The sequence below is a fragment of the Idiomarina sp. PL1-037 genome, from assembly GCF_034422975.1.
GTDB lineage: Bacteria > Pseudomonadota > Gammaproteobacteria > Enterobacterales > Alteromonadaceae > Idiomarina.
The window spans coordinates 1,988,814-2,014,228 of the sequence record NZ_CP139873.1; the positions used below are offsets into that span (position 1 = coordinate 1,988,814).

27 protein-coding genes are annotated in these 25,415 nt (G+C 48.7%); 10 read left to right on the plus strand and 17 right to left on the minus strand.

Features of this window, described 5'->3' with window-relative positions:
• Window positions 1-97: 97 nt before the first annotated feature.
• Window positions 98-592 carry a signal peptidase I gene (gene lepB / locus U0358_RS09305; RefSeq protein WP_322406093.1) on the minus strand — a complete coding sequence of 165 codons (495 nt, stop codon included), beginning with the start codon at window positions 590-592 and terminating at the stop codon, window positions 98-100.
• Between the two features lie 265 nt (window positions 593-857).
• Between lepB and U0358_RS09310 the strand changes: the two genes are divergently transcribed.
• Window positions 858-3,218 (plus strand): DUF748 domain-containing protein, encoded by a 2,361-nt coding sequence (locus U0358_RS09310; protein WP_322406094.1) that lies wholly within the window; start codon window positions 858-860, stop codon window positions 3,216-3,218.
• Window positions 3,219-3,251: 33 nt separating this feature from the next.
• Here U0358_RS09310 and U0358_RS09315 read toward each other — a convergent pair whose 3' ends face one another.
• The 4 genes from U0358_RS09315 to fadR all read right to left on the minus strand — a co-directional run bounded on the left by U0358_RS09315 (window position 3,252) and on the right by fadR (window position 6,446).
• Window positions 3,252-4,019 carry a M90 family metallopeptidase gene (locus U0358_RS09315; protein ID WP_317498690.1) on the minus strand — a complete coding sequence of 256 codons (768 nt, stop codon included), beginning with the start codon at window positions 4,017-4,019 and terminating at the stop codon, window positions 3,252-3,254.
• 418 nt (window positions 4,020-4,437) lie between these two features.
• Window positions 4,438-5,034, minus strand: a complete 597-nt coding sequence (locus U0358_RS09320; protein WP_317498691.1) for a DUF5610 domain-containing protein — start codon at window positions 5,032-5,034, stop codon at window positions 4,438-4,440.
• A gap of 127 nt (window positions 5,035-5,161) precedes the next feature.
• Window positions 5,162-5,506: a hypothetical protein gene (locus tag U0358_RS09325; RefSeq protein WP_322406095.1), complete on the minus strand. Its 345-nt coding sequence runs from the start codon at window positions 5,504-5,506 to the stop codon at window positions 5,162-5,164.
• A 229-nt stretch (window positions 5,507-5,735) separates the two neighbouring features.
• Window positions 5,736-6,446 (minus strand): fatty acid metabolism transcriptional regulator FadR, encoded by a 711-nt coding sequence (gene fadR, locus U0358_RS09330; RefSeq protein WP_011235053.1) that lies wholly within the window; start codon window positions 6,444-6,446, stop codon window positions 5,736-5,738.
• A gap of 143 nt (window positions 6,447-6,589) precedes the next feature.
• On the opposite strand from fadR, the gene dsbB reads away from it, so the two are divergent.
• Entirely contained in the window at window positions 6,590-7,135 is a 546-nt protein-coding gene (dsbB, locus tag U0358_RS09335) for a disulfide bond formation protein DsbB (protein WP_322406096.1), read from the plus strand.
• 18 nt (window positions 7,136-7,153) lie between these two features.
• On the opposite strand, the gene U0358_RS09340 is transcribed toward dsbB, so the two are convergent.
• The 11 genes from U0358_RS09340 to U0358_RS09390 all read right to left on the minus strand — a co-directional run bounded on the left by U0358_RS09340 (window position 7,154) and on the right by U0358_RS09390 (window position 16,616).
• The gene (locus tag U0358_RS09340) at window positions 7,154-7,597 is read right to left on the minus strand and encodes a YcgN family cysteine cluster protein (protein WP_411161941.1); all 444 of its coding nucleotides are present in this window, start codon (window positions 7,595-7,597) and stop codon (window positions 7,154-7,156) included.
• A gap of 4 nt (window positions 7,598-7,601) precedes the next feature.
• A complete protein-coding gene (locus U0358_RS09345; RefSeq protein ID WP_322406097.1) occupies window positions 7,602-8,639 on the minus strand; it encodes a lytic murein transglycosylase in 1,038 nt (345 codons plus the stop codon).
• Complete coding sequence (locus tag U0358_RS09350) at window positions 8,626-8,886, minus strand: YcgL domain-containing protein (protein WP_114981984.1); 261 nt, start codon at window positions 8,884-8,886, stop codon at window positions 8,626-8,628. The genes U0358_RS09345 and U0358_RS09350 overlap by 14 nt, the downstream gene beginning before the upstream one ends.
• A gap of 22 nt (window positions 8,887-8,908) precedes the next feature.
• Complete coding sequence (gene rnd / locus U0358_RS09355) at window positions 8,909-10,084, minus strand: ribonuclease D (RefSeq protein ID WP_322406098.1); 1,176 nt, start codon at window positions 10,082-10,084, stop codon at window positions 8,909-8,911.
• Window positions 10,081-11,751: a long-chain-fatty-acid--CoA ligase FadD gene (gene fadD / locus U0358_RS09360; RefSeq protein WP_322406099.1), complete on the minus strand. Its 1,671-nt coding sequence runs from the start codon at window positions 11,749-11,751 to the stop codon at window positions 10,081-10,083. The genes rnd and fadD overlap by 4 nt, the downstream gene beginning before the upstream one ends.
• 88 nt (window positions 11,752-11,839) lie before the next feature.
• On the minus strand, window positions 11,840-12,709 hold the full coding sequence (locus U0358_RS09365; RefSeq protein WP_322406100.1) for an alpha/beta fold hydrolase: 870 nt from the start codon (window positions 12,707-12,709) through the stop codon (window positions 11,840-11,842).
• An 11-nt stretch (window positions 12,710-12,720) separates the two neighbouring features.
• Window positions 12,721-13,299, minus strand: a complete 579-nt coding sequence (locus U0358_RS09370) for a Slp family lipoprotein (RefSeq protein WP_322406101.1) — start codon at window positions 13,297-13,299, stop codon at window positions 12,721-12,723.
• A gap of 12 nt (window positions 13,300-13,311) precedes the next feature.
• A complete protein-coding gene (locus U0358_RS09375) occupies window positions 13,312-13,611 on the minus strand; it encodes a hypothetical protein (protein ID WP_322406102.1) in 300 nt (99 codons plus the stop codon).
• A gap of 66 nt (window positions 13,612-13,677) precedes the next feature.
• Window positions 13,678-14,361, minus strand: a complete 684-nt coding sequence (tsaB, locus tag U0358_RS09380; protein WP_322406103.1) for a tRNA (adenosine(37)-N6)-threonylcarbamoyltransferase complex dimerization subunit type 1 TsaB — start codon at window positions 14,359-14,361, stop codon at window positions 13,678-13,680.
• Window positions 14,339-16,291, minus strand: coding sequence for a DNA repair helicase YoaA (locus tag U0358_RS09385; RefSeq protein WP_322406104.1), 1,953 nt, complete (start codon window positions 16,289-16,291; stop codon window positions 14,339-14,341). The genes tsaB and U0358_RS09385 overlap by 23 nt, the downstream gene beginning before the upstream one ends.
• Window positions 16,292-16,340: 49 nt before the next feature.
• Window positions 16,341-16,616, minus strand: coding sequence for a hypothetical protein (locus tag U0358_RS09390; RefSeq protein ID WP_322406105.1), 276 nt, complete (start codon window positions 16,614-16,616; stop codon window positions 16,341-16,343).
• Between the two features lie 337 nt (window positions 16,617-16,953).
• Between U0358_RS09390 and hisG the strand changes: the two genes are divergently transcribed.
• The 8 genes from hisG to hisIE are packed head-to-tail and all read left to right on the plus strand — an operon-like array spanning window position 16,954 to window position 24,023.
• On the plus strand, window positions 16,954-17,847 hold the full coding sequence (gene hisG, locus U0358_RS09395; protein WP_322406106.1) for an ATP phosphoribosyltransferase: 894 nt from the start codon (window positions 16,954-16,956) through the stop codon (window positions 17,845-17,847).
• Window positions 17,848-17,849: 2 nt separating this feature from the next.
• Window positions 17,850-19,178, plus strand: a complete 1,329-nt coding sequence (gene hisD, locus U0358_RS09400; RefSeq protein WP_322406107.1) for a histidinol dehydrogenase — start codon at window positions 17,850-17,852, stop codon at window positions 19,176-19,178.
• Window positions 19,175-20,248 carry a histidinol-phosphate transaminase gene (gene hisC, locus U0358_RS09405; protein WP_322406108.1) on the plus strand — a complete coding sequence of 358 codons (1,074 nt, stop codon included), beginning with the start codon at window positions 19,175-19,177 and terminating at the stop codon, window positions 20,246-20,248. Before hisD ends, hisC begins: the two co-directional genes overlap by 4 nt.
• Window positions 20,245-21,321, plus strand: coding sequence for a bifunctional histidinol-phosphatase/imidazoleglycerol-phosphate dehydratase HisB (gene hisB, locus U0358_RS09410; protein ID WP_322406109.1), 1,077 nt, complete (start codon window positions 20,245-20,247; stop codon window positions 21,319-21,321). The genes hisC and hisB overlap by 4 nt, the downstream gene beginning before the upstream one ends.
• A complete protein-coding gene (gene hisH, locus U0358_RS09415) occupies window positions 21,318-21,908 on the plus strand; it encodes an imidazole glycerol phosphate synthase subunit HisH (RefSeq protein ID WP_317498706.1) in 591 nt (196 codons plus the stop codon). Before hisB ends, hisH begins: the two co-directional genes overlap by 4 nt.
• Window positions 21,902-22,639 (plus strand): 1-(5-phosphoribosyl)-5-[(5-phosphoribosylamino)methylideneamino]imidazole-4-carboxamide isomerase, encoded by a 738-nt coding sequence (hisA, locus tag U0358_RS09420; RefSeq protein WP_317498707.1) that lies wholly within the window; start codon window positions 21,902-21,904, stop codon window positions 22,637-22,639. Before hisH ends, hisA begins: the two co-directional genes overlap by 7 nt.
• On the plus strand, window positions 22,621-23,418 hold the full coding sequence (hisF, locus tag U0358_RS09425) for an imidazole glycerol phosphate synthase subunit HisF (protein WP_317498708.1): 798 nt from the start codon (window positions 22,621-22,623) through the stop codon (window positions 23,416-23,418). Before hisA ends, hisF begins: the two co-directional genes overlap by 19 nt.
• Window positions 23,415-24,023 (plus strand): bifunctional phosphoribosyl-AMP cyclohydrolase/phosphoribosyl-ATP diphosphatase HisIE, encoded by a 609-nt coding sequence (gene hisIE / locus U0358_RS09430; protein WP_317498709.1) that lies wholly within the window; start codon window positions 23,415-23,417, stop codon window positions 24,021-24,023. Before hisF ends, hisIE begins: the two co-directional genes overlap by 4 nt.
• Here the strand turns inward: hisIE and U0358_RS09435 are convergent.
• Complete coding sequence (locus U0358_RS09435; RefSeq protein ID WP_322406110.1) at window positions 24,020-25,408, minus strand: MATE family efflux transporter; 1,389 nt, start codon at window positions 25,406-25,408, stop codon at window positions 24,020-24,022. The two genes, hisIE and U0358_RS09435, sit on opposite strands and share 4 nt — an antisense overlap.
• Window positions 25,409-25,415 lie beyond the last annotated feature (7 nt).

Below are 25,415 nucleotides of genomic sequence, written 5' to 3' on the forward strand. Positions count from 1 at the left end.
GTTATCAGCACAAGGTGACTCCACAACTACCATAGTGGAGTCGCTTACCCCCGAAAAAGCTCTCAGCTTATGCTCCCGTATAGCCCAGCGGTTTTTATTAAAGATCACCCTCAACTTTATTGAGTATCAAACTGCGATGAATAATACCAAGTTCAAAACGGCTATCATTTGCATTAACTGTGTTATCACCAAGAAGAAAGTATTCTTCTTCGTCTGTTGTATAGACGTTATTAGAATACTTTTTTCGCTTTATAACGGCGCTAGCCGGCAAGTAATGCACTCCAGACTCAATCAGCTTTTCTGGTAGCTTTACTTTCTCATCATTTATATAGACACCATCTTCTTCGAGCCGAATCGTTTCATTGGGCAGACCTATGACTCTAAAAACCAAAAGGTTAAATTGCTGAGGATTTTTTACAGCCACCACATCCCAGCGGCTGGGTTCATAGCCAAAAGACGAGAGAATCCCTATTTTAACTGTCTTCCCGGCTTTTATTGTCGGCTCCATTGAGGAACCATTTTGAACGAATTCACGGCTAAAAGCAGACACACTGAACAATATCGCAGTTATCAAAAAAATCCATTTTTTCACTATTAATATCCTTTATTTAGGCTTTGTAAATTTTCCATACCTTATCAGCCATATAACCGTCGAAGGTACCCAGTAAATATAAGTTCGTATCAACCACTGCAACTCTTGTCCCCAAATGGTCTGGCGCTGCGCTTTTATTCTATGGCTTACTTAACTGGCATCTGTGGAAATGGTGCCTCGACAGTCCTCGGGTTACACGAAAGTGACGTTGAGCACTGATACGTCTACACTGTGCAGTATTGTTCGCTTTAGCGGAGGCTATATTATGTACGGCAGCTCATTCAGTCAATTCGGTGATTATCTGCGAGAAAAATGGGCCTCTCCGCGTCGCATTCGGTTCTGGCTGTTGGTACTGGTTATTCTCTACACCTTAGTGGGCTTTTTTGCCTTGCCCTGGATAATCCAGTACGTTGCGGTGAATACCGCTAAACAAGATTTTGGCCGTGAGTTGCGCATAGAGTCGGTGCACACTAACCCGTATACACTAACGCTTAGAATGAACGGCGTTACGCTAAATGACAAAGATGATCGGCAGTTATTTGGCTGGGGCAATCTGTTCGTCAACCTGGAATGGTCGAGCATTATTGACCAAACCTGGGCTATCGAAGCAATTCAAATAAACAAGCTAATGATTCAGGAAGAACGCTTTGCCTCAGGTGAAACGCGCCTATCCCGTCTCGCCGCCGAGAGCTCTGATCCAGAATCGGAGAAAAAAGAACCTGGGAAAGAAGAATCTGCGGAAATGCCTGCCTTACGCATCAGAGACTTTAAGTTGGAAAACGGCGTTCTGCGTTTTTCTGACAACTTAAAAAACGTGACGACTAATGATGATACCGAGCCCAAACAGGTGTCACTGGCTCTGCAGAACATAGGCCTTTCCGTAAAGGATTTCACCCTGCAAAATGACGCGAGCTTCCCGCTGCGCCTGAAAGGTCAGCTTACAAAGGGCGGTAAACTCGCCTTCGACGGAACCTTTCAATTATTGCCGAGCCCAGCTCTGGAGGGAAATGCCGAGATTAATAAGCTGGAGTTTAAGCAAGCTGCCCCTTACTTGCAGCAGTTTATGAACATGCAGCTCGAAAACGGAACACTAACCCTGAATGGGAAAATGAGTACCAATGCACAACAACCTTTTGCTTTTAAAGGCACTGCGAACATTAACACACTGAATATCAAAGAAGCCTCTAACGACGAAACTCTCCTTGGATGGGATAGCCTTAAAACCGAACAGTTTGATTTGAACATAGCAAACAAAGAGATTGAAACAGCGCCTATTGTCGTTAAAGGTTTATCCGGCCGGGTGGTCATTAACCAGGACAAAACCACTAACTTCGGACAGCTTGTCGTTGATGCGCAGGCAGACACAAAAGACAATACGAGTAAAAGCAAGGAAACCAAACCGTTCGGTATCACTATAGAAGGTGTTGAACTGTCTGACGGAGACATTCAGTTTGCCGATAACTCTCTGCCGCTGCCCTTCTCTACAAGTATTCATACGCTAAGCGGAGAAGTGTCTACTTTGAGTTCAAATTCGTCTGAGCCGGCACGGGTGGAGCTGGAAGGCGAGGTCGCAGAATATGGCCTGGCACAGGTAAACGGCACCGTTCACGCCTGGCATCCAACGCGCCAGACGAGTATTAATGTCAGATTCCGTAATCTTCAGATCCCGGAGTACTCTCCTTACACCGTGAACTTTGCCGGCCGAAAAATAGCAGCCGGCACGATGGATATTGATCTCGACTACACCGTTAATAAGACGAAGCTCGATGGCCAAAATAACCTGGTGCTACATGACCTGAAACTGGGTGAAAAAATGGAATCCAGCGACGCGATGGATCTACCGCTGGACCTCGCCATTGCATTGCTGCAGGACAGCGACGGTGTCATTGACCTAAATCTGCCGGTGAGTGGAGATGTTGGCAACCCGCAGTTCGACTTTGGCAAAGTTATCCAACAGGCCGTGGGAGACGCTATTAAGTCTGTCGTTACCGCACCTTTCAGCTTTTTAGCTAATCTTGTAGGCGCGGACTCAGAAGAAATGGGTAAAGTCGAGTTTCCGGAAGGTCGTACCCATTTGCTCCCTCCCCAACGTGAACGTATTGCTAAGCTCCGCGAAGCCCTCAACGAGCGCCCGGCTCTGGCTCTGGAGCTAGCAGGTCCATTCAACCGGGCTTTCGATGCTCCTGCTCTGAAAGAAGATAAAGCGATGAAAGTATTACAACAACGTCTGGCGGAAGAAGGACGCGAGGTAGAGGAGCCAAGCCTGACAAGCGAGTCGAATCAGGCTGCTATGGAGGCAATATTCTCCTCTCATTACCCGGACACAGAACTCGAAACCGTAAAAGATCGTTTCACTGAAAAACAAAGTGAGTCATCCGATGAAGCGACATTCGACGCGCTGGCCTATCGCAACCACCTAGCTGAAAAGGTTATAGCAGCGCAGTCGATTACAAATGAGGAGTTCAAAGCTATCGCAAATGCACGTGCAGAGGCTGTACGCGACGCTTTGGTCAACAATCCTAAGAGCGGTATATCTGCTGACCGGGTGCGTATTAGAGAGCCTCAGGAAGTCGATTCAGTAGAAGGCGAACGGATTGCCATGGAACTTGCTGTTACAACGGATTAAGCCGTCCGCGCTGTTGGAGCACAGCAATATTCGTCAGCAAGGACGCTGTCGATAGAACTGACATAACAACCGGTAAACCTCGGGCATGTGCTCTTTCATGTTCTGAGGGTCTTCAAAAAAGGTTTCGCTACATACCGCGAAAAATTCAGCCGGGCTGGTTAACGAATAGCCATCAAGCGGTAACGGCCTATGATGGATAGAATCGCTCTGCAACCTCTCCCAGGCCGCCGAAAAAATATCGTGCCATTCGCCGGGCTTCATATCCGGATGCATAGGCGGCGCGCCGTTGGCACCATCGCGCAACATATCGAGTTTGTGGGCAAACTCATGAATAACAACATTACTGGCTTTTCCATGACGAGCATGAGGCCCTGTTTGACATACCGACTGCCAGGAGAGAATTAACGGACCACGCAGCCATGCTTCACCGCTTAACCCAGGGCTTTGAGGGTGAACAACGCCGTCGTCGCTACGATACGGACGATTAGGAACAAAGTCCCCTTCGTAAAGAATAATGCTATATAAATGATCGTACCAATCTAACCCAAGGTGCAGAACAGGTACGCAGGCCATGGTCGCTATTTTTAAACACATCGCATCGGTGAACTGAAAATCCCCGCCTGATGCAAAGTTTTTACGAACCAGAAAACGGAAGCTCATATCTCGCAGAGCATCGCGCTCCGCCCCTTGATAACGCGCCATTACCGGCCAGTCTGCTACCGCTGACTCCCACTCACTTTCTGTGAACCCCATTTTTCTAATGCGTCTGTTCTCAAACCAATTGCGTAATCGCTTAAACATGGCATTTCCAGGTTATGGGGGGCGGTAATATGAGAAATTTAATTCTCATATTTCAATGCGCTCTACGCAGACAGAAGATTAAACAAAATAACAATAATTCCAGCTATTACAAAAAACGGTAAAAGTGATTTTATAATTTTTTTCATTTCAGATAGAAACCTCTCAAATTATGAAACATAAAAAACACTAGTTGCTTAGGTTTTGCGAAGTTGCCCTCACATGATGTTTTATCTGTATAGAATAACTCAGAGCGCGCTTGTTCTGGCCTAATCTGCACTCCTTTTCCTGAGAAATAGTGCAACTTCTTTGTGATGCTCTGGAGGCATGCTCTACCTTCTATGCTTAACAACTTAATAAGCCGACACCGTTTAAAGCAGCATAAATAGTAGCAGGGAAAAACACAATAACAGTGCCGAGGTTAGTCCTCAGCGCTGTTATCAGACTCTTCTGACTTAGCCGCCTGTTCCAGTATTTTCTCGCGGAAATTGTCCAGGCCTTTCATGACTAAATCGTAGGTTTTGTCGACACCACTTTCGACTTCGCCTTCATACGCTTGTAAGCCTGTAAGAATATTTTTGGCGTCATCAAAGCCTTTTTCAATACCGCCAGTAATAGCTTCCATGAAATTATTCAGAGTGTCTTCTTCCGATTCGCCCGGGTTCATTTCTTTGTAGCGGCCATAAAAATTGGTCGCAAAAGAAACAATGCGATCTGCCGTGGCCTCGGGAGAAGTATCAACACCGGAATCGTAAATTTTCTGCGTGGCGTTTTTGCCCATTACCGGTTCCAGCTCGGCGTTAATGCCTTCCAGCGCCGTTTTGTACAGTAAGCTGAGCGAGTCATTATTACTGTTCAGTGATACCCGCTCATGAGCGCGTAAAATGCCAGCATTGTTTGCCTGTTTAGACTGCGCTGCCATCTCTTTCATACTGTTGCCGTTATCATCAGTTTTTGCAGTGCTGTTCTGCTTACCAGAGCCCGTTACAGAGGTGCTATTACCTGTAGTAATTGACATAATATTGCTCCTGAAAAGTCCGGCTATAGCTTGGTTTTAGTATAGCCCGTAACTTGTTAACGGCAGATACTGGTTAAAGTTTAATCTTTTTCAACAACAGCATTGAACAGCCCGAGTATGCCCAATACTAGCTATTGATAACCACTTTCTCAGCAATTGGAAATAACGAGCCAGCCCGGTTAAACACCATATCGGTATGTTTTTTCGACAGAGTGATATCAATTGCATTTGAGCCTTGATTAAAAACAGTCACAATTCTGTCAGCTTTCTGAATACGAGCTACATTGTGTTTGTTAATGAGTTTCCCAAGCGAAGGCACGATCCTGGCCAAAGGAGTATGAAGAATCCGTACAGAGTCTCCCGTTTCTTGAAAAACATGTTTTGGATTATTTAAACGCGATGAGCGAAGCATAAAGAGAACAACAACTAATGAAAGCGGCCCTAATAAGCTTAGTAAGTAAAAATACTCCATTCGATACTCCTTTTCTTTTTGTTGCCTTCACCAGCCATATCTGCAAATTGCTTTGGTCTTGTTACTTCGATTTCCATTACTATTTCGTAGGAATATTGCGTATGCAATTGACACTAAATGGGTTAAAAATTAAAAGCAATAAAAAAGCCTGACAACTCAAAAAGAGTCATCAGGCTTTAATCAACAAACTAAATTTAATTCTACCGAAAAAGCAGGGAAACTAGCTTAATTAACCCACCAAATCATCCGGCATATCACCACGCAGGCTATGCCAAATTTCGGCGGATTCATAACCGTAGCGGCGAACCAGGTTCACGGACTCGTTGTAGTCACCTTCGCGGGTTACGGCTATTAGGTTTTCATAGTAGTCGCGGGCCAGCTGGCGGGCTTCGGACGACGAAAAGTAATACTGCCCAATACGCGAGTACAGGCCTTTAAAGCCGTTCAGTACCAGCACATAAATGGGGTTGCCCGAGGCCATGGCTAAGTCGTGGTTCAACTGGTAGTCGAACTCGGCAAAGGTCTTTTTGTTGTCTTCCAGCTCGCTGGTGGGTTCCAGTAGCTCCAGAACTCGCTTGGGGTTATGGCGAATGGCGGCGCGAATATAAATAGCGCTAATGTTGGTGCGCGCAGACAACAGCTGGTCGACTAGCTCCGGCATACCGTCTTCGTCGAGGCGCGCCAGGGTTTCCAGAATATTCAGGCCGGAGGTTTCCCAAAAGTTGTTCACTTTGGTGGGCTTGCCGTGCTGAATGGTCAGCCAGCCGTCGCGCGCCAGACGCTGCAGCACTTCACGCAGGGTGGTTCGCGTTACGCCAATGAGTTCAGACAGTTCTCGTTCAGCGGGTAGAATAGTGCCGGGTGCAAAATGCCCGTTCCAGATAGATTTTACGATGTACTCCTCGGCAAAACCCGCCGGACTTTTAGCTTTTATTATCATATTCCCGCCTGTGAACTAACTAATAAAAGGATTCTAGCAGCCTTGTGTGAGGTCGGACAAGATAACTTCTGGCTTTATATCGACAACACCACGCTATTTGGGTATGGTTTCTACGTTTTTACAGTTTCTTAAGGAAAATCATCATGCTGTCTGTGGGTCAGTGGCCTAACAAACCTTTTGCCTGGTTACTGTTATTTTTAGGATGTTCAGGCCTGTTGGGCGCCGCACTTTACTTCCAGATGGTTCTTAACTTAGAGCCCTGCGTAAAGTGTGTTTATCAACGTATGGCGGTTGTCGGTATTGGCTTGTCTGCTATTGTCGGCCTGTTTGGCTCCGGGCTTTGGTTAACGCGCTGGGCGGCTTTAATTGGCTGGCTTTACAGTAGTTATCAGGGCTTACTAATTGCCTACGACCATTGGGATCTCCAAACCTCGAAAAACGCGTTCTTTGCGGTGTGTGAAAGTGCACCTAATTTCCCCAGCTGGGCACCACTGCACGAATGGATGCCTGGTCTTTTTTCGGCACCAGGACTATGCGGTGACATTGACTGGCAATGGCTGGGATTAGGTATGCCGGGCTGGATGACGGTGATTTTTGCGGGCTTATTGCTCATCGCCATTATTGTCACCATTTGCCACATTATTTCGTCGTTCACGAAAAAAGACGGGCTGGTGCTTTACCACAAATAATCCGTTTTAATACCAGCGCTAAGACAAGGGCCAGGTTACTATTCTGTCTTCCAGGTCGCCCTTAAACTTCGCTTCACTTACGCAATGGCCGGCTACATGATAGCCGGCTTTTTCCATTGGCTCTTTGCTGCCCTCATGCCTTAACGGATGCCATTCAGGCAAAGGCTGCCCTTCTGCCCGTAGCCGATACGCGCAACTGGCGGGCATAAAGTAAACCTCGTCGAGATTGTCAGGAGTTAAGGTAACGCATTCGGGTACGCGCTGGCTTCGGTGAGCGTAGTCGCTGCAACATGCGGTGTCGGTGTCTAATAACCGACAGGCAACATTGGTGGAATAAAGGTGGTCTTCTTCGTCCTGCAATTGGTTTAAGCAGCACTGCCCACAGCCGTCGCACAGGGCTTCCCACTGTGCATGACTGAGTGTATGCAGCGGCTGCTCATACCATTTCATTAATACCGACAAGGCATTACCTTGGAAAACGAATGCGGTCGGACAAATAGCCCACGGCAGCCACAAAGTAGTGTGAACGGTTCCAGCGCATTAGGGCGTCGTAGTTAGCATAAGCTAGGTAAACTCGGCCCTCTTTGTCGTCAGGAATCACTATTGAGGCGTCGATATCGGCACGCGATGGCAACTCAGAGCCGTCAAAACGCGTAACACCTAAGTCTGCCCACTCGGCTAATTTTTTCTTGGTGTCCAGCCCCGCTAATGACTCATCAAAACCTTCAGGCAGTTGTACCTGACGTCCCCAGGTTACGTCGTCTTTCCAGCCAACTGAGCTTAGATAGTTAGCGGCTGACGCAAATACGTCGGGGTAGCTGCCCCAAATGTCTTTTTTGCCGTCGTTGTCGTAGTCCACGGCGTAACTCATGAAAGAGCTGGGCATAAACTGAGTCTGACCCATAGCGCCAGCCCATGATCCTTTCATTTGCTCCGGTTCAATGTGGCCGTCTTCAATAATGGTTAAGGCTTCCCAAAGCTGTTTCTTGAAAAATGCTTCACGACGCCCATCAAAAGCCAGCGTGGTTAATGCAGAAACCACATCAAAGCCACCGGTGAACGAGCCAAAGTTGGTTTCAATGCCCCACAACGCCACAATAAAGCGCGGCTGTACGCCGTACTCTTTACCAACTCTCTCAAGCAGTTCTTTGTGCTCGTTGTATTTTTCCAGCGCTTTTGCCGCTTTCCATTCCGGCACAGCACGTGGCAGATAGGTATCCAGAGTTAGCTTAAATTCCGGCTGGTTTTTATCCAGCTCGACTGCCCGCTCGTAATACTTCACTTTGGCAAACGCTTTATCCAGAGTGTCCTGCTTATAGCCGCTTTCAATGGCTTCTGCTTTCAGAGCTTCAACGTAGGTGGCAAACTGTTGATTAACCTCTTCGCTGGACTCTTTTTTTGCTTTATCCTCAGCTTCCTGATACGCGGAAGCCGGCGCGCTGAGCGCAAATGAAGAGGCCAGACAAAAAGCCAGCCCTGCCACTTTTATTTTATTTGTTAACATTGAATTGAAGTTCCTCTCGTTTCGGCGGCAACTGCAAGTAGTAGCCGTCGTTATGCAAATGTTCCTGTAACTTTTCGACCGTTAAACGAGCCAACTGTTCACGGCCCGCCAGGTTTAATGTCAGAACTTTTTCTGCGCGACCAAACTGCTCGCGCAAAACGTCAGGTACTTCGGTAAATTCGTCACCGTGAGGCAGGTACAAATAGGTATCCGTTTTCTTCGAGCTGCGATAAACATCACACAGCATGGCTGTTCTCCTGAATATGGGCTCAGGCCCGACTAACAATAGCCTGTAATTCTGCCCCAATTGCCTGCTTGCGCCAACCCACCAGTAAGTCTGGTTGCGGCAAACGTTGCTGTTGTTGCGTTGAATACTGCCAGTGAAAGTTAATCATGTCGTTAATTTGCTTACGCGAAGCCACTAACGACGCCGGAACCTGCAGGCTTTCGGCAAGTTCGGTAACCGCTTTTTTTATAGCCTTAAAGGTTGGTTTATAACCGTCCATATCGTCCAGGCGTTCAAGAGTTTTCGGCAGTTCCGTTTCAGGCACTTGTTTAGCCTGCTGAATACAGCGAATAATGTCCCGCCCTGAATACTTACGTGACATAGGCGCTAAATCGGGAATTCGGCTTAGCTCGTCATCGCTTTTTGGCATTCTTCGGGCTAGCTCAAGCAAGACCCCGTCTTTGGCAATAAAGCCCAGCGGAATGTCGCGCTCACGCGCTTTGTGTAAACGCCAGGGCGTCAGAATTTTCAGCGCCGCCAGTTGCCTCGGGTTCAGCTGCCAGGCATTGCCTACGCCCAAATAGAGCAGATCATCCGGCCAGCTTTGTGTGCGTTTACGCACCTGAATTTGCGACTCTTCGTACACAATATCCAGCACACCTTTTTCTTCACACAAAGCTTTAAGATATGGGTACATTACCGCCAGATAACTGGCATCGGCAGCCGCATAGTCTAACTGTTCATCGCTTAACGGCCGTTTCAGCCAGTTGGTACGTGACAAGCTCTTGTCCAGCTCAACGCCGTCAAACAACGCGTCGACCAGACGCGCGTAACCCATTGAGTCACCCAGGCCACAAAAACCGGCGGCTATCTGGCTATCAAAAATTTGTTTGGGTTGACGACCATTGCTTTGCTGGAAAAACAGTTCAATATCTTCGCCACCGGCATGCAATACCGTTTCGACTTCATCGCCGGAAATTAATTGCCATAAAGGCTCTAAATCAATATCCGCCAGCGGGTCAATAACAGCCGTAATGCCATTTGCATGAATTTGTAATAAGCCTAGCTGAGCATAGTAAGTGCGTTCGCGCACAAACTCAGAGTCGATGGTAAACCAACCGCATTGTTTCGCTTGCTGGCAGAGATCCTGGAGATCGTGAGTGGTGGTAACGAGCCGGTATTGTCGTACCGACTCGGGTAATTCTAACGGTAGAGTCAAGCGTCGTCCTCTTCTTCGCGTAATTCACGGCGAATTATTTTGCCGACGTTCGATTTAGGCAATTCGTCACGAAACTCAACCAGTTTAGGCACTTTGTAACCAGTCAAATTTTCGCGGGAGAAATCGATAACTTCACGTTCGGTCAATGACTTATCTTTTGCCACAATGAATACTTTTACAGCTTCGCCAGACGACTCGTGTGGCACACCTATAGCTGCCGACTCAAGAATCTTAGGATGCTCAGCTAACACGTCCTCAATTTCGTTTGGATAAACATTAAAGCCCGAAACCAAAATCATGTCTTTTTTACGGTCCACAATTTTGAAGTAACCACGCTCATCAGCAGTGGCCATATCACCCGTTGCAAACCAACCATCTTTAATTGATTCTGCTGTCGCGTCAGGACGGTTCAGGTAACCCACCATAACCTGTGGGCCCTTCACTTCCAGCTCGCCGGGTTCACCTAAAGCGACTTCTTCGCGAGTTTCAGGATCAACAATGCGCATATCGGTACTTGGCACAGGTAAACCAATACTGCCCGTATAATGCTCAATGTCATATGGATTAACAGTAACCACAGGAGAGCACTCGGTTAAACCGTACCCCTCCAGCAAACGAGACTTGGTTACCCGCTCCCACTCTTCGGCCACTGCTCGCTGAACCGCCATACCCCCACCCAGGGCAATTTTTAAATTAGAGAAGTTAACGTCTTTGAAACCTTTGGTATTTAGTAGACCATTAAATAACGTATTAACACCTGAAAGCATTGAGAAAGGGTACTTATTCAGCTCTTTCACAAAATTAGGCATATCGCGCGGGTTGGTAATTAAAACGTTCTTGCCGCCATGCTTAATAAAGGTAAGGCAGTTCGCGGTTAACGCAAAGATATGATACAGCGGCAAGGCGGTAATAATGGTTTCTTCGCCGTCGTTCATTATGGGAGTAATAACCGAGGAGACTTGCTCCAGGTTAGCAACCATATTACGGTGCGACAGCATAGCGCCTTTGGCCACACCCGTTGTGCCGCCTGTGTACTGTAAAAAAGCAATATCATCGCCGCTCACTTCAGGACGTTTATAATCCGCCGCGGTACCTTTTGCCAGTGCCTGGTTAAAACTCACCGTGCCTTTTAGCTTATGAGAAGGCACCATACGCTTGATATACTTAACCACAAAGTTCACTACGCAGCGCTTAAGCAAAGGTAACTGATCGCCAATTTGCGTGGTAATGACTAAATCGAGTGGAGCTTCTTCTTTTATTTTTTCATAAGTTTGAGCAAAGTTTTCCAGAATAACCAGAGCCTTTGCCTGGGAATCTACCAGCTGGTGCTTTAACTCGCGCGGAGTATAAAGTGGGTTGACGTTAACCACAGTCATGCCTGCTCGCAAAATGCCGAACAAGGCCACGGGATATTGCAGTAAATTTGGCATCATAACCGCAACAGCGTCGCCTTTTTTCAGACCAGTACTGTGCAAGTAAGCGGCAAAGTCGCGAGTTTTCTGGCCCAGTTCTTTAAAACTCATTTCTGAGTCCATGTTCACGAAAGCCGTTTTCTCGCCGTACTTTTCAATGGACTGTTCAAGTATGTCAACCAGCGACGCAAAGTGATCCGGATCAATTGTTTCCGGTACTCCCGCTGGGTAGTTTTCCAACCAAATTTTATCCATAAAAGGCTCCGCCTCTCACTATTTATAGTTATTTTCAGTGGCGCAATCATCGCATATCCGACCAGTGAATCCTAGTCGTTACCAGCTGCTAAACGTACGATTTAAGCAGTTCAGCTATTTTTTCAGGCTGTTCCATATGTACGTGATGTCCACCTTCCAATGTCTTACAACTTAAGCCAGAAACTTTATTCTGCCACCGTTTAAACGCGCTATCTAACTGATCGTAACCGCGGCTTCCACGTACAACGGTCACCGGCATGGTGAGTTTTTCAAGTATGTCATCCACCGCCGAGCTTGGTAACCTGTAGGCCGATGTTGCTTTTACTCTGGCATCGGCTCGCCAGTGCCAGCGGCCATCTTCGTCGCGCTCGCTGCCACGCTCAACCATTAACCGGACTAAATTGGCTGAAAAGTCAGCCTGAGCGGCTCGAGCCTCCACCGCCGAGTCGAAGTCTGCGTAGCTTCGCCAGCGAGGTGTGTGTAGTTTTTTGCGACTTAAAAAGCCCTGTTTCAATTGCTCCTGTGCATTCGTTCCGTCAGACACCAGTAACCCAAAGGCTTCAACTAATAGCAATTGCTGAATACGTTCCGGACATAATGCCGCAACAACATTGCTGACAAACCCGCCCATAGAATGACCCAGCAAGGTTAAATTCTGCCAGCCCTGCTGCTGAATCAGCTGCCATAAGTCATAAGCATAGTCGATAAAATGATAATAGTTTCCCACCGGACGGTGATCACTGTGCCCATGACCGGGCCAGTCAAGCGCTAAAAGGCCACCTTTGTCAGGTGACCAGTAGCGGGCTATAGGTAAGAAGCTGTGACTGTTGTCTAACCAACCATGAGTTGCAACAACTCTTATGTCGTTAGGGTCGCCCCAGCACAGCCCGCGAACAGTCCCCCAGTCCAGCTGATAACTGACCGGGGTAGCCTGCTCTAAAGCCTCTCGATAATCCATTAAGGGACGGATTAGTTGCCGTTTTTAGCCGGAGTACCCGAGTTGTCCTGCACGCGAAAACGCACCGGAACCGGATAACGGTAAGGATAGTAAGGTGAATAGAAGTTATGGCGGAACCACAGTGGTGAATAGTCAACTTCTACATGGCTTTTCTGTTTCTCAACCTTCCACAAGTGATACCCCGTTGCTTCAATAACAGGGTAGGTATAAACGTATTCGTCAATTTTGCCCTGCTGGGTTTGACCAATAGTACCGACAAAACTAATTGCCCGGCCTTGCTGGTAGACATCGGGGTCAACAAAGTCATTAATTACAGCTAAGAAACGTCCATCGCTGTTATCGCTAACTTCAGGACGCCCCCAGCGTTTCAGCGGGAAGCTGACAACTTCAAGCACGGTATGATCTTCGGCGTTGCGGACGTCAGCTATAACACCACCCCAACGGGCTGGCTCGCCTTCTACCTCATTACCCTGATGCTTGGCGACTTTATAACTCACCAAAGCTTCTTCATTATCACTGGCAAGCTCATCAGGAACTGAAGAGCAACCAACCAGTACCAGTGTTGTTAACACTGCAAATATCGTTTTCATAACAGACCTCACTCAGGCGTAAACATCAACACCAAACATTGACGTAATTTGCTCTCTTTTCTCGCTTAACGCTATGTTTTGATAAGCATTAAGTGCTTTTTGAGAACGTTGTGGTGGCTCATCGTAAAACGTATTAAGTGATTCCCACCGTTCTGCGCGCCGCTGACTTTGCCGGGCATCAGGCACTACCTGCCGGGTATCAGCAACTTTCGCCGGGTTCTGCTCCTGGCGTTGCTGATCATCCGGCGCAGGCCTTTGTGGCACCTGTTGCTGGCTATTTAGCGGCTGAACCGCTTGCGGATTAATTCGCACGTCAACGATGACTCATCTGTTAGTAAGACTGATTTTATTATGGCGAGTTCAGTGCCATTCTACAAGTTATCGGCCTGGCAATTTTTTCCAGGTCACTTCATTACGAACATACAAAGGCTCTAGGTTCTCTGCATCGACCGCTGAAACACAACCTTTAGTTGCTATTGTCAGCATGTCTTCCGCCAGCGGTAACCGGCAATCCATGCTGTGCTTTAATTCCTGCTTAGGGTCCAGCGTAACAGCGTAGTTATCCCAGCCAGTTCCCGCAGTATGGAAGCCCTGAACATTATGTCCTGCAAATAAACTTGCGGAGGGTTCAGCAACGGCAGGCTCCGTTATTTGTTCGGCAAGACCATTATTATTACGGTACAAGGCGTAATAAATTTCACCCATGCGTGCATCAATACAGGCGACCACAGCTTCTGCATTGTGTTTACGAATAGCTTGTTGGGCTAATGCCTGCAAGCTGCTGACCGGAAATACCGGTAACTCGGCACTAAAAGCCAGGCCCTGCGCCATGGATACACCAATGCGTACGCCGGTAAAACTGCCTGGCCCTACGCCAACGACCAGCCCGTCCAACTGAGTTAATTCGGTCTTAGCCTGCTGCAGCATTTGTTCAACAAAAGGCAGTAAACGCTGCGAGTGCTCTCGCGGGCTTTCTATTGCTTCGCTAAAGAAACTGTCCTGCCAGCGAATAGCCACTGAGCAATTTTCAGTCGACGTATCAACTGCTAATAAGTTCGTCATTATTGGTTTCATCTTTCTCTGCAACCTGCGCTAAAAAACTCAGCGCTTCATTTAAATTCCGGGTTCGCGACATAGCAGGCAAGCTGGACAAAAACTGCTTACCGTATTGGCGCGTCACTAAGCGACTGTCGCAAACAATTAACACACCGGAGTCATCTTTATCGCGAATTAACCGTCCTGCGCCCTGTTTTAACGCAATTATTGCCTGCGGTAATTGTATCGTGCTGAAGGCGTCGACACCACGCAAACGGGCATCTTCAACACGCGCATTCAGCAAAGGATCATCCGGCGAGGCAAACGGCAGTTTGTCGATAATAACGCAGCGCAAGGCTTCACCCCGTACATCTACCCCTTCCCAAAAAGACGAAGTACCCAACAGCACGGCATTACCTTTTTTGGTGAAGGTTTCCAGTAACTCTGTTTTGCCGGACTCACCCTGCACCAGAATGTCGCGATCCAGCCGGTCGCGTAATATTGCCGCCATTTGTTGCAACATACGGTGGCTGGTAAAAAGCAGAAAAGTCCCGCCTCGGTTCACCTTAATACACTGCTCAGCAATTTCGGTCAGCATTTGATGTCGGTTCGGATCGTTTGCCTCGGGCAAATAACGCGGTAAACACAGTTTGGCCTGCTTGGCAAAATCAAACGGACTTTCCAGCAACAAGGTATCGGCGTCATCTATGCCTAAACGCTTGGTAAAGTAGTCAAACTTACCGTTAACTGCCAAAGTAGCCGAGGTAAATACCCAGCTCATTTTGTTGCGCTTAATATAGCCACCGAAAGTCTTGGCGACGCTTAGCGGTGTTTGATGCAAACTGACGTGCCGAGGCGTGGTTTCAAACCAAAAACTGTAGCCGGTGCGGTCTACGTCCATTAACTGGCGCCAAATAGTGAGATGCTGTTCAGCGCGTTCATGTAAATTATCAAAATCTTTATTACGGCCTATAGCGGTTTTCATCACGTCGGTCAGCAGAGTTAACCGCTCCTGCACCCGTTCAGCAACCTCGGCAACGTCGGGCTTTTTGCGCCAGTCTCTCCAGTTGCCGCGCATAGGATCCCGCGGAAATAATAATCGCCAGTCTTTCAAAGCTTGCAATAGCGTACGTGCCATTGCGCTGGCCTGCGACAAGTCCTTCAGCTCGGTCATACATAAACGCTGCAGTTCTTCGCACATTTCTGTCAGTTGCCGACTGGAAACCGTTTCGCCAAAGTACTGGCTGGCAATGTCCGGAATTTGATGAGCTTCGTCGAAAACCACGGTGTCGACACTCGGAATAAGCTCACCAAAACCGGTGTCTTTTAGCGCCATATCGGCAAAGAACAGATGATGGTTCACCACCACAATATCGGCTTCCATGGCTTCTTTGCGGGCTTTAACTAAGTGGCAGTCTTCGTACACCGGACAGTCCCGCCCCAGGCAGTTGTCCTGAGTGCTGGTCACTTGCGGTAATACCGAGGCGTCTTCCGCTAAGGCGTTCAGCTCGCCAACATCACCACTGCGTGTGGATGTCGCCCAGCGCTTTACCGTAATAAGCTGATTTTGAATGTCTTTACTGAATTGTCCGGCCTGTTGGGTTGCCTGCTCCATGCGGTGCAGACACAAATAATTTGAACGGCCTTTTAATAAAGCGACAACTTTTTCCGGCGCCAGCACTTTTCTTAATGTGGGTAAGTCGCGGTGGAACAGCTGTTCCTGCAGGTTTTTGGTACCGGTAGAAACAATCGCTTTGCCTTTGCCCAGTAGTACAGGAGCCAAATATGCAAAAGTTTTGCCGGTGCCGGTTTCGGCTTCAACGACCAGCTCACCTTTTTTCTTTACGGTAGCGGCAATCGCTTGTGCCATTTGCTGTTGAGCGGCACGTGGCTGAAAGTTTGTAATTGCCTGTGCGAGCTCGCCTGTTGGCTTAAATACTGATAAAACCGTCGCCATAACCTATACCACCGAAGAAATAGGCACGTATTATGACATAGATGTTTGCTCAGGCGTAGGTGTCTATATGGCCTGAAACCGGAGCTTCATCATCGTCAGCAGCCTCTTCAGGTTCGATTTGTGGAGACGCTTGCTGTTGTGGTTGATGATGCTGATTGTCTTCGCGTTGTTTATCTTCGTTAATGGTCGAATTTTCTTCTTCGCTAGTTGCACGAAGCTCCTGGATCTTTTCAACCTGGTTTATTTTCATCTGCTCACGGGCGAAATCCACAGGCACGCGAGTGTCTTTGGGGATAAGCGGAACCATTGCATCAAAGTTAGCCATTGTTGTTGTCTTTCGCCTCGCAGAGAATGAATTCTGTTATTTGACTATACAACCACCGATTAAATAATAAGCCTATATCGACTAAATAACCAATAAGTTTACTCTTGCATTACATTTCTCAGCTGTTATAGTGCTATACAACTTTACGAAGTAAAACTATTTTTATTGGAGTGTTAATTATGCGTTTTGTTCACAGCCACCACCATCATCATTGGAACTGTATGGCATAGCCGTGAACTTAATGTTTGGGCTAGCCGTATAAACGCTAGCCTTTCGATTGACTATACAACCCCCGAAAGGCATATACCTTCGGGGGTTTTTCATTTTAGGAGCTGTTATGACTGACCGTTTAACCATTGCGATACAGAAATCAGGACGACTGAGTAAGGAATCTATGGCATTGCTGAATGCCTGCGGCGTTAAATTTAGTGTTAACGAAGCACGTTTAATTGCGCACAGCACGAGTCATCCTATCGATTTACTGCGCGTACGTGATGATGACATTCCGGGTCTGGTTATGGACGGCGTAGTTGATTTAGGTCTGGTTGGCGAAAACGTGCTGGAAGAAGCCCGGTTAGAACGGATTGCAACCGATTCCGTCGCGGCGTATCAGCCATTACGCGGACTTGAGTTTGGTCAGTGCCGGTTGTCGCTGGCGGTGCCAAGAGAAAGCCAATACCAGTCATTGCAAGACTTAGACGGCTTAAGAGTTGCCACCACCTACCCGCAGTTGCTTAAGCGTTACCTGAAAGACAACGGCGTGAATGCGCGTACGGTTATGCTGACCGGTTCTGTGGAAGTTGCTCCCCGTGCGGGCCTTGCCGAAGCGATATGTGACTTAGTTTCCACCGGTGCTACGCTGGAAGCAAATGGGTTAGTCGAAAAAGACGTGATATTCCGTTCTCAGGCACAGTTAATACAACGTGCTGACAGCCTGTCGAAAGAAAAGCAAGCCATGATAGATCAGTTGCTGCCCCGTATAGACGGCGTGCAAATGGCGCGAGAAAGCAAATACATTATGCTGCACGCGCCAAAGAACAAATTAGAGCAAGTGGTTGAGCTATTACCCGGCGCGGAAACACCGACCATTCTGCCGCTAAGCCACACAGACGAGCAAGTTGCCGTGCACATGGTCAGCACCGAGAAGCTATTCTGGGAAACCATGGAAGACCTTAAATCTATGGGCTGCAGTTCGATACTTGTATTGCCTATTGAAAAAATGATGGGGTGATCATGAGTGAATTAAGGATACCCATTGAACAATGGCAAAGCCTGTCGTCAGCGGAGCAAGCTCATCGTTTAGCGCGCCCCGGACGGGCTGAGGCAGAGTCGCTGCGAGAGAAAGTTGCAGTTATTCTGAGTGACGTACGTGATAACGGTGAGCGCGCGGTACTGAATTATACCCGCCAGTTCGATAACCCGGATGCGACCTCACTGCGAATGAGCGATGAGCAGGTAGAAGCCGCCATTGCGAGTTTAGATGACAAAGTAAAGCGCGCTATAGATACCGCGTACCAGACCATTTACCGCTTTCACGAAGCGCAGCGCCCGCAGAATTTAAGCATTGAAACCGCGCCTGGAGTGCAATGTGAACTGCGTTATGCACCTTTAGACTCGGTTGGTTTGTATATTCCCGGTGGCAGCGCCACCCTGCCTTCTACTGCCCTAATGCTGGGTGTGCCCGCGCAAATTGCCGGGTGTCAGCGTGTGGTTATGGTCAGCCCACCTAATAAACAAGGCGAATTACCAGCCGCCCTGCTCTACGCGGCTAAGCGTTGCAACGTAACCGATATTCTGCTGTGTGGCGGCGCTCAGGCAATTGGCGCGCTGGCGTACGGCATAGAGTCATCGCCTGCTGTAGGTAAAGTCTTTGGTCCGGGAAACAGCTTTGTTACCGAAGCCAAGCAACAAGTCAGCCAGAATGACAGCGGTTGTGCTATGGATTTACCGGCAGGCCCCTCAGAGCTTCTGGTTATTGCTGATGACAGTGCAAACCCGGCTTATGTGGCGGCGGATTTACTCTCGCAGGCCGAGCACGGCCCGGACTCTCAGGTTATTTTGCTTACGCCGTCAATGACGTTTGCAGAAAACGTACGGCAGGAGCTGATTGCACAATGCGCTCAACTAAGTCGCGCCGACATTGCTGAGCAGGCCTTGCAGGCAAGTCGTCTGCTGGTGGTTTCAGATATGAATGAAGCCATAGCCATTAGCGAAACCTATGCGCCCGAGCACCTTTCTATTCAGACGGACAACGCGCGTGATCTACTGCCACAGTTGACCCGTGCTGGATCTGTCTTTGTCGGTCACTACACGCCGGAATCCGGCGGTGACTATGCCACCGGTACCAACCACGTGCTGCCAACTTACGGCTATGCCCGCAATTACAGCAGCCTTGGGCTGGTCGACTTTTACCGTCGTTATACGGTACAGGAAGCCAGCCAGAACGGACTTCATCAGTTAGCCGAAGCCATTACGACTTTGGCTGACGTTGAAGGTCTAGATGCGCACAAACGTGCCGTGACTATTCGTACAGAGACTAAAAGTACGGAGAGCAAACTATGAGCATTGTTGAGCAGTTACAGCGCCAGCACCTGAAGCAGCTAACGCCGTACGCGTCCGCGCGTCGCAGCATGAGCGGCGGCAATATCTGGCTGAACGCTAACGAGTCTCCGTACAGTAACTCGTACAACGTTGATGACAGCAAACTTAACCGTTACCCGGAGTTTCAGTCTAAGCCGCTGAATCAGGCATACGCTGAATACGCCGGAGTTGAAGCTTCACAAGTGTTAAGCAGCCGCGGTTCGGATGAAGGTATCGAGTTACTGATACGAGCTTTTTGTGAGCCGGGCCAGGACAAGGTACTGATTTGCCCGCCCACTTACGGTATGTACGCTATCTCAGCTAAAACCTTTGCCGTTGGTGTTACTGAGGTTCCCTTACTAAATAGCGGAGAGATGAACAACTGGCAGTTGGATACGGAATCGATTATAGAAGCTGCTGCTGGGTGCAAAGTCATCTTTCTCTGCTCGCCTTCAAACCCGTTGGGAAATGCGCTAAATACCGATGATATTGAACAAGTGCTGCAACATTCGCCAAGCTCTATTGTGGTAGTTGATGAAGCCTATATTGAGTTCAGCTCTGGTGACAGCGTTGTCAGTTGGCTGGAACGTTATCCGAATTTGGTGGTGTTACGTACCTTATCGAAAGCCTTTGCTCTGGCCGGCATTCGTTGCGGCTTTTTGCTGGCGAATGACGACATCATTGAGCTACTGCAGAAAGTTCTGGCGCCGTATCCTTTGCCAGACCCGACAGTGCAAATTGCGGTTCAGGCTTTGCAGACAAGCTCACTTGAGCGACTTCAGCAACAGGTAGCGGCTTTATTAGCCGAACGTACCCGGGTGCAAACAGCCTTAGAACAAACACCACTGACCCTGGTATCGGAAAGTGACACGAACTTTTTACTGTATCAATGTGAAGATGCCGCTGGTTTAGTGAAGACACTTGCCGATAACGGTCTATTAATACGTAATCAGTCGGCGCAGCGGGGGTTGGAAAACGTTGTTCGTATAACTATTGGCAGCGCCGCCGAAAATGACGAACTGATTCAACAGTTGAAGGACTATTTTTCATGAGCCAGAAGCCTATTTTATTCATTGACCGTGACGGCACCCTGGTTGAAGAGCCGGCCACAGACAAGCAGTTGGACAGCGTTGAGAAGCTGGTGTTTGAACCGAACGTAGTACCGGCTTTGCTGAAGCTGCAACAGGCTGGTTATCAGCTGGTGATGGTATCCAACCAGGATGGCCTGGGGACAGACAGCTTTCCACAAGCTGATTTTGACGCGCCACATAAGTTGATGATGGCGGTGTTTGAGTCACAAGGTATTCGCTTTGACGATGTTTTGATCTGCCCTCACTTTGACAGTGATAACTGCAGCTGCCGTAAGCCTGCGCTTGGGCTGGTAAAGTCGTATCTGAAAGAAGGCCGTGTGGATTTTACAAATTCCTACGTTATTGGCGACCGTGAAACTGACCTGCAGCTGGCTGAAAACATGGGGATTGAAGGCCTGCGTTACAGCCGTAACGAGCTCAACTGGGATGCCATTGTTCACCAATTACTGGACAACCCGCGTACAGCGTCGGTTACACGCACCACCCGGGAAACGGATATCAACATTAAGGTGGATTTAGACAGTCAGGCTCCGCGCGAATTTGATACCGGCATTGGCTTCTTTGATCACATGCTTGAGCAAATAGCCACACACGCGGGTTTCTCGCTTTCGGTTAAGGTTAAGGGTGATTTGCACATTGACGATCACCACACCATTGAAGACACAGCTCTGGCGTTGGGTCAGGCATTGCGCTCAGCACTGGGCGACAAGCGTGGCATTGGTCGCTTTGGTTTTGCTTTGCCTATGGATGAATGCCGGGCGGAATGTCTGATCGATTTATCCGGCCGCCCTTATTTGAAATGGGAAGCAGATTTCACCCGCGACAAAGTGGGTGAATTATCAACCGAAATGGTGGAGCACTTCTTCCGTTCATTAACCGATGCTATGGCAATGAGTCTGCACTTGTCGACCACCGAGGGTAATACCCACCACCAGGTCGAAAGCCTGTTTAAGGTATTTGGCCGGGCACTGCGTCAGGCCATTACCAAAACCGGAGACCAACAGTTGCCTTCAAGTAAGGGGATGCTGGCATGAATGTGGTGATTGTCGATACCGAGTGTGCCAACCTGACATCTGTCCGCTTTGCGGTAGAACGTTTGGGCTACTCAGTGCTTATTACCGATGATGCAGAACAAATACGCGCCGCAGACCGGGTTATTTTGCCCGGCGTTGGTACAGCTGCAGCGGCTATGCGTAACTTACAGCGCAAGCAACTCGTTGAGCCGCTGCGGGAGTTAACCCAGCCAGTGTTGGGTATTTGCCTGGGTATGCAATTGCTGACCTCACACTCGGAAGAAGGTGACGTTGACTGCCTGAATTTAATTCCGGCAAAAACCAAACGCCTGCGCGATTCTGGTCTGCCTTTACCGCATATGGGCTGGAATACTCTGCAACCAACCGCAGATAATCCGCTAGTCCAGGGAAATGACAGTTATTGCTACTTCGTGCACAGTTTTGCCGTGGCGGTTGATGAATATACTATTGCCAGCAGCGAATACGGAGAGCGCTTTGCCTCTATGATACGGCACAACAACTATTTTGGTGCGCAATTTCACCCTGAGCGTTCAGGTAAGACTGGCGAAGCTCTGCTGAAACGTTTTTTGGAGTTAACATTATGCTGATACCTGCCCTGGATTTAATAGACGGCAAAGTGGTACGCCTGTATCAGGGCGATTTCGCGCAAAAAACCGAGTTTGATTTAACCCCGCTGGGTCAGGCTCAGCTCTATGCAGAAGCGGGTGCCGAGTGGCTTCATCTGGTGGATTTAGACGGCGCTAAAGACCCGGACAAGCGCCAGCAGAAGCTGCTGGCTAAACTCGCCTCAGATTCCGGTATGAGGTGTCAGGCTGGCGGCGGAATTCGTACAACGGAGGATTTGGAAGCCTTGTTTGAAGCCGGTATTGAACGTGCCGTAATTGGTTCTACCGCGGTTAATAACCCAGACAGAGTAAAACAATGGTTCCAGACCTACGGCGGTGAAAAAATTGTACTGGCACTGGATGTGAATATTGACCAGAGCGGCAACGCCATGGTCGCTACCCACGGCTGGCAACAGGCCAGCACGCATACACTGGATGACATTCTCAACCGTTATCTGGACTTAGGCTGCCGCCATGTACTGTGCACCGATATCAGTAAAGACGGCACCATGACCGGCACCAATGTTGAGCTTTATAAGCGCTATAAAGCACTTTATCCGCAAGTGATCTGGCAGGCGTCCGGTGGCGTCAGTTGCTTAGACGATCTTAAAGATTTAAAAGCCGTGAACTGTGACTCGGTTATTTTAGGTAAGTCGTTACTTACCGGCGCTTTCACTATGCAGGAGGCATTAGCATGCTGGCAAAACGCATAATCCCTTGTCTGGATGTTCGCGACGGACAAGTGGTTAAAGGGGTTAAATTCCGTAACCATGAGATTATTGGTGATATTCTGCCGCTGGCAAAACGCTACGCAGAAAGCGGCGCTGACGAGTTGGTGTTTTACGACATTACCGCATCGGCAGATGGCCGAACGGTGGATAAGTCCTGGGTTGAGCGAGTCGCCCGGGAAATCAACATTCCTTTTACCGTTGCCGGCGGTATTCGGTCGGTTGAGCACGCACAAACCATGCTGTCTATGGGCGCGGACAAAATTTCCATTAATTCTCCTGCCCTGCTTAACCCCAATTTAATTAACACGCTGGTTGAGGAATTTGGTCAACAGTGCATTGTTATTGGCATCGACAGCTTTTATAACGAGCAGTCTGGCGAATACGAAGTGCACCAGTTTACCGGCGACGAGAGCAAGTCGCACAAATCGGCATGGCAGACAAAAGACTGGTTACAGGAAGTCATTTCCCGCGGCGCCGGTGAAATTGTGTTGAACTGTATGAATCAGGACGGTGTGCGTCAAGGTTACGATATTGCACAGCTGTCGGCATTGCGCGAGCATTGCTCTGTACCATTAATTGCGTCTGGCGGTGCCGGTGAGATTCAGCATTTTGTTGATGCCTTTCAAAAAGCCCGGGTTGACGGTGCTCTTGCGGCTTCGGTGTTTCACAAAAACCTATTCAGTATCAGCGACGTCAAAGCCGCAATGGCAGCCAATAATATTGCGGTTCGCCCCATTGAAGCGCTTCAGGAGACGACATGAAAATTGATTTGAACAACATAGACGGGCTGGCCTGGGAGAAAATGTCCGGCTTACTGCCCTGCACAGTACAGCACGCGTTAACAGGTGAAGTTCTGATGCAGGCTTACATGAATGCCGACGCCATTAAAAAAACTTTATCGTCCGGCAAAACCACTTTTTATAGTCGCAGCAAAGAACGTTTATGGACTAAGGGTGAAAGCTCGGAAAACTACCTGCATCTTGAGGGTATATATTCGGACTGCGATAACGACGCCTTGCTCATTCAGGCTATACCCGATGGCCCAACTTGCCACTTAGGCAACCGCAGCTGTTTTTCCAACGCACCTAAACCCTTGCTGCATGAGCTCGACACGTTAATTGCCAACCGCAAAGGCGGAGATACCAACGAAAGTTACACTGCCAGCCTGTTTGCTAAGGGATTAAAACGAGTGGCGCAAAAGGTTGGGGAAGAGGGTGTTGAAGTCGCTCTGGCAGCAGCAACTGCTGATAAAGACGAGCTGGTTAATGAAAGCGCCGACTTACTCTACCACTTGCTGGTTGCGCTGAGAGCTAATGAGCTTAGCCTGGACGATGTGCTTGAGGTATTAGCGAAGCGCCGCGGTTAAGCAGCGCTGTTTAACCGCTCACGAAAATGCTTACGCTCGTATCGGCGAGATACGCGGCGTAGGCGCAGTGACAAGAGTACGGCCGCGACACTTAAGCCACTGATAAAGCCAATCCAGAACCCAGCCGCGCCCATGGCCGGCACGACCCAATCGGTCAGCCCCAGAATATAACCAACGGTTAAACCAAATGGCCAGTACGAAATAAAAGCCAATATCATTGGGTATTTTGTGTCTTTGTAGCCACGCAAAGTGCCAATGGAGATGGCCTGAAAGGTGTCCGATACAGTGAAAATAGCCGCCAGCCCCATCAGTGTCGCTGCCAGATTAATAATATCCTGGTCAGGAGTGTAAAGGCTGGCTAACCAACCACCGCCCAGATACATAATTAAACCGTTAACACCCGCAAACACGCCACCAAACAGCATCGCGAGCTTAAAGCTCAACATGGCGTTTTTAGGATTACCCGCACCCAGCGCAAAGCCTACCCGTAACGTCACCGCCATAGAGATACTTAGCGGCACCATATACACTAACGAACTTATGTTCAGTGCAATCTGGTGAGCAGAGACCACCGTCGGCCCCAGCGGCGCTATTAGTAAGGCAACAGCAGCAAACAGACTGACCTCGAAAAAGAGCGACATCGAAATAGGAAAGCCAATACGAATAACGTAGGTAACGTCGTCCCAGTTAGGCCGGTACCAGCGACGGAGCAAGCGCAACCGCTTGTAACGTTTGGCGGTAAAGGTATAAACCACCATTGAAAGTGCCATACCCCATAAGACAATAGCTGTTGCCAGGCCACAGCCGGCACCACCCAGCTCCGGCATTCCAAACTTACCGTAAACAAAAATGTAGTTTGCCGGAATATTTATCAGTAGCCCGATAAAACCAATGATCAGCGACGGCATGGTGTTCGACAAGCCCTCACAGAAGTTTCTCAGTACCGCATAAATAACAAAACCCGGTATGCCCCAGGAAATGTAAAACAAATAGTCCAGAGTAATGGCACGAAAGTCGTCTTCGACTTCCATGATGTCGAGCAACCAGGGCGCTAATGACATACCCAGTAAGGTGATGACACCGACAATGGCGCAAGCGTAGAAACCTTGCTGTAAGATGTTAGCGACACGCCGGTGCGAATTTGAGCCGTCCAAATGAGAGATAATGGGCGCTAATGCCAGTGCCAGACCAAACACCAATAACGTTGCTGGCACAAAAATACTGCCGCCGACAGACACAGCGGCCAAATCAACCGCGCCTTTACGCCCTGCCATGACCGTATCGACGACACTCATTAACATTTGAGTTAACTGAGCCACGAGAATAGGACCGGTCAGTTTAGCCAGCTTATTAAATTCGCCTTTATTATTCGTCCACCAGTTCACGCGCGTT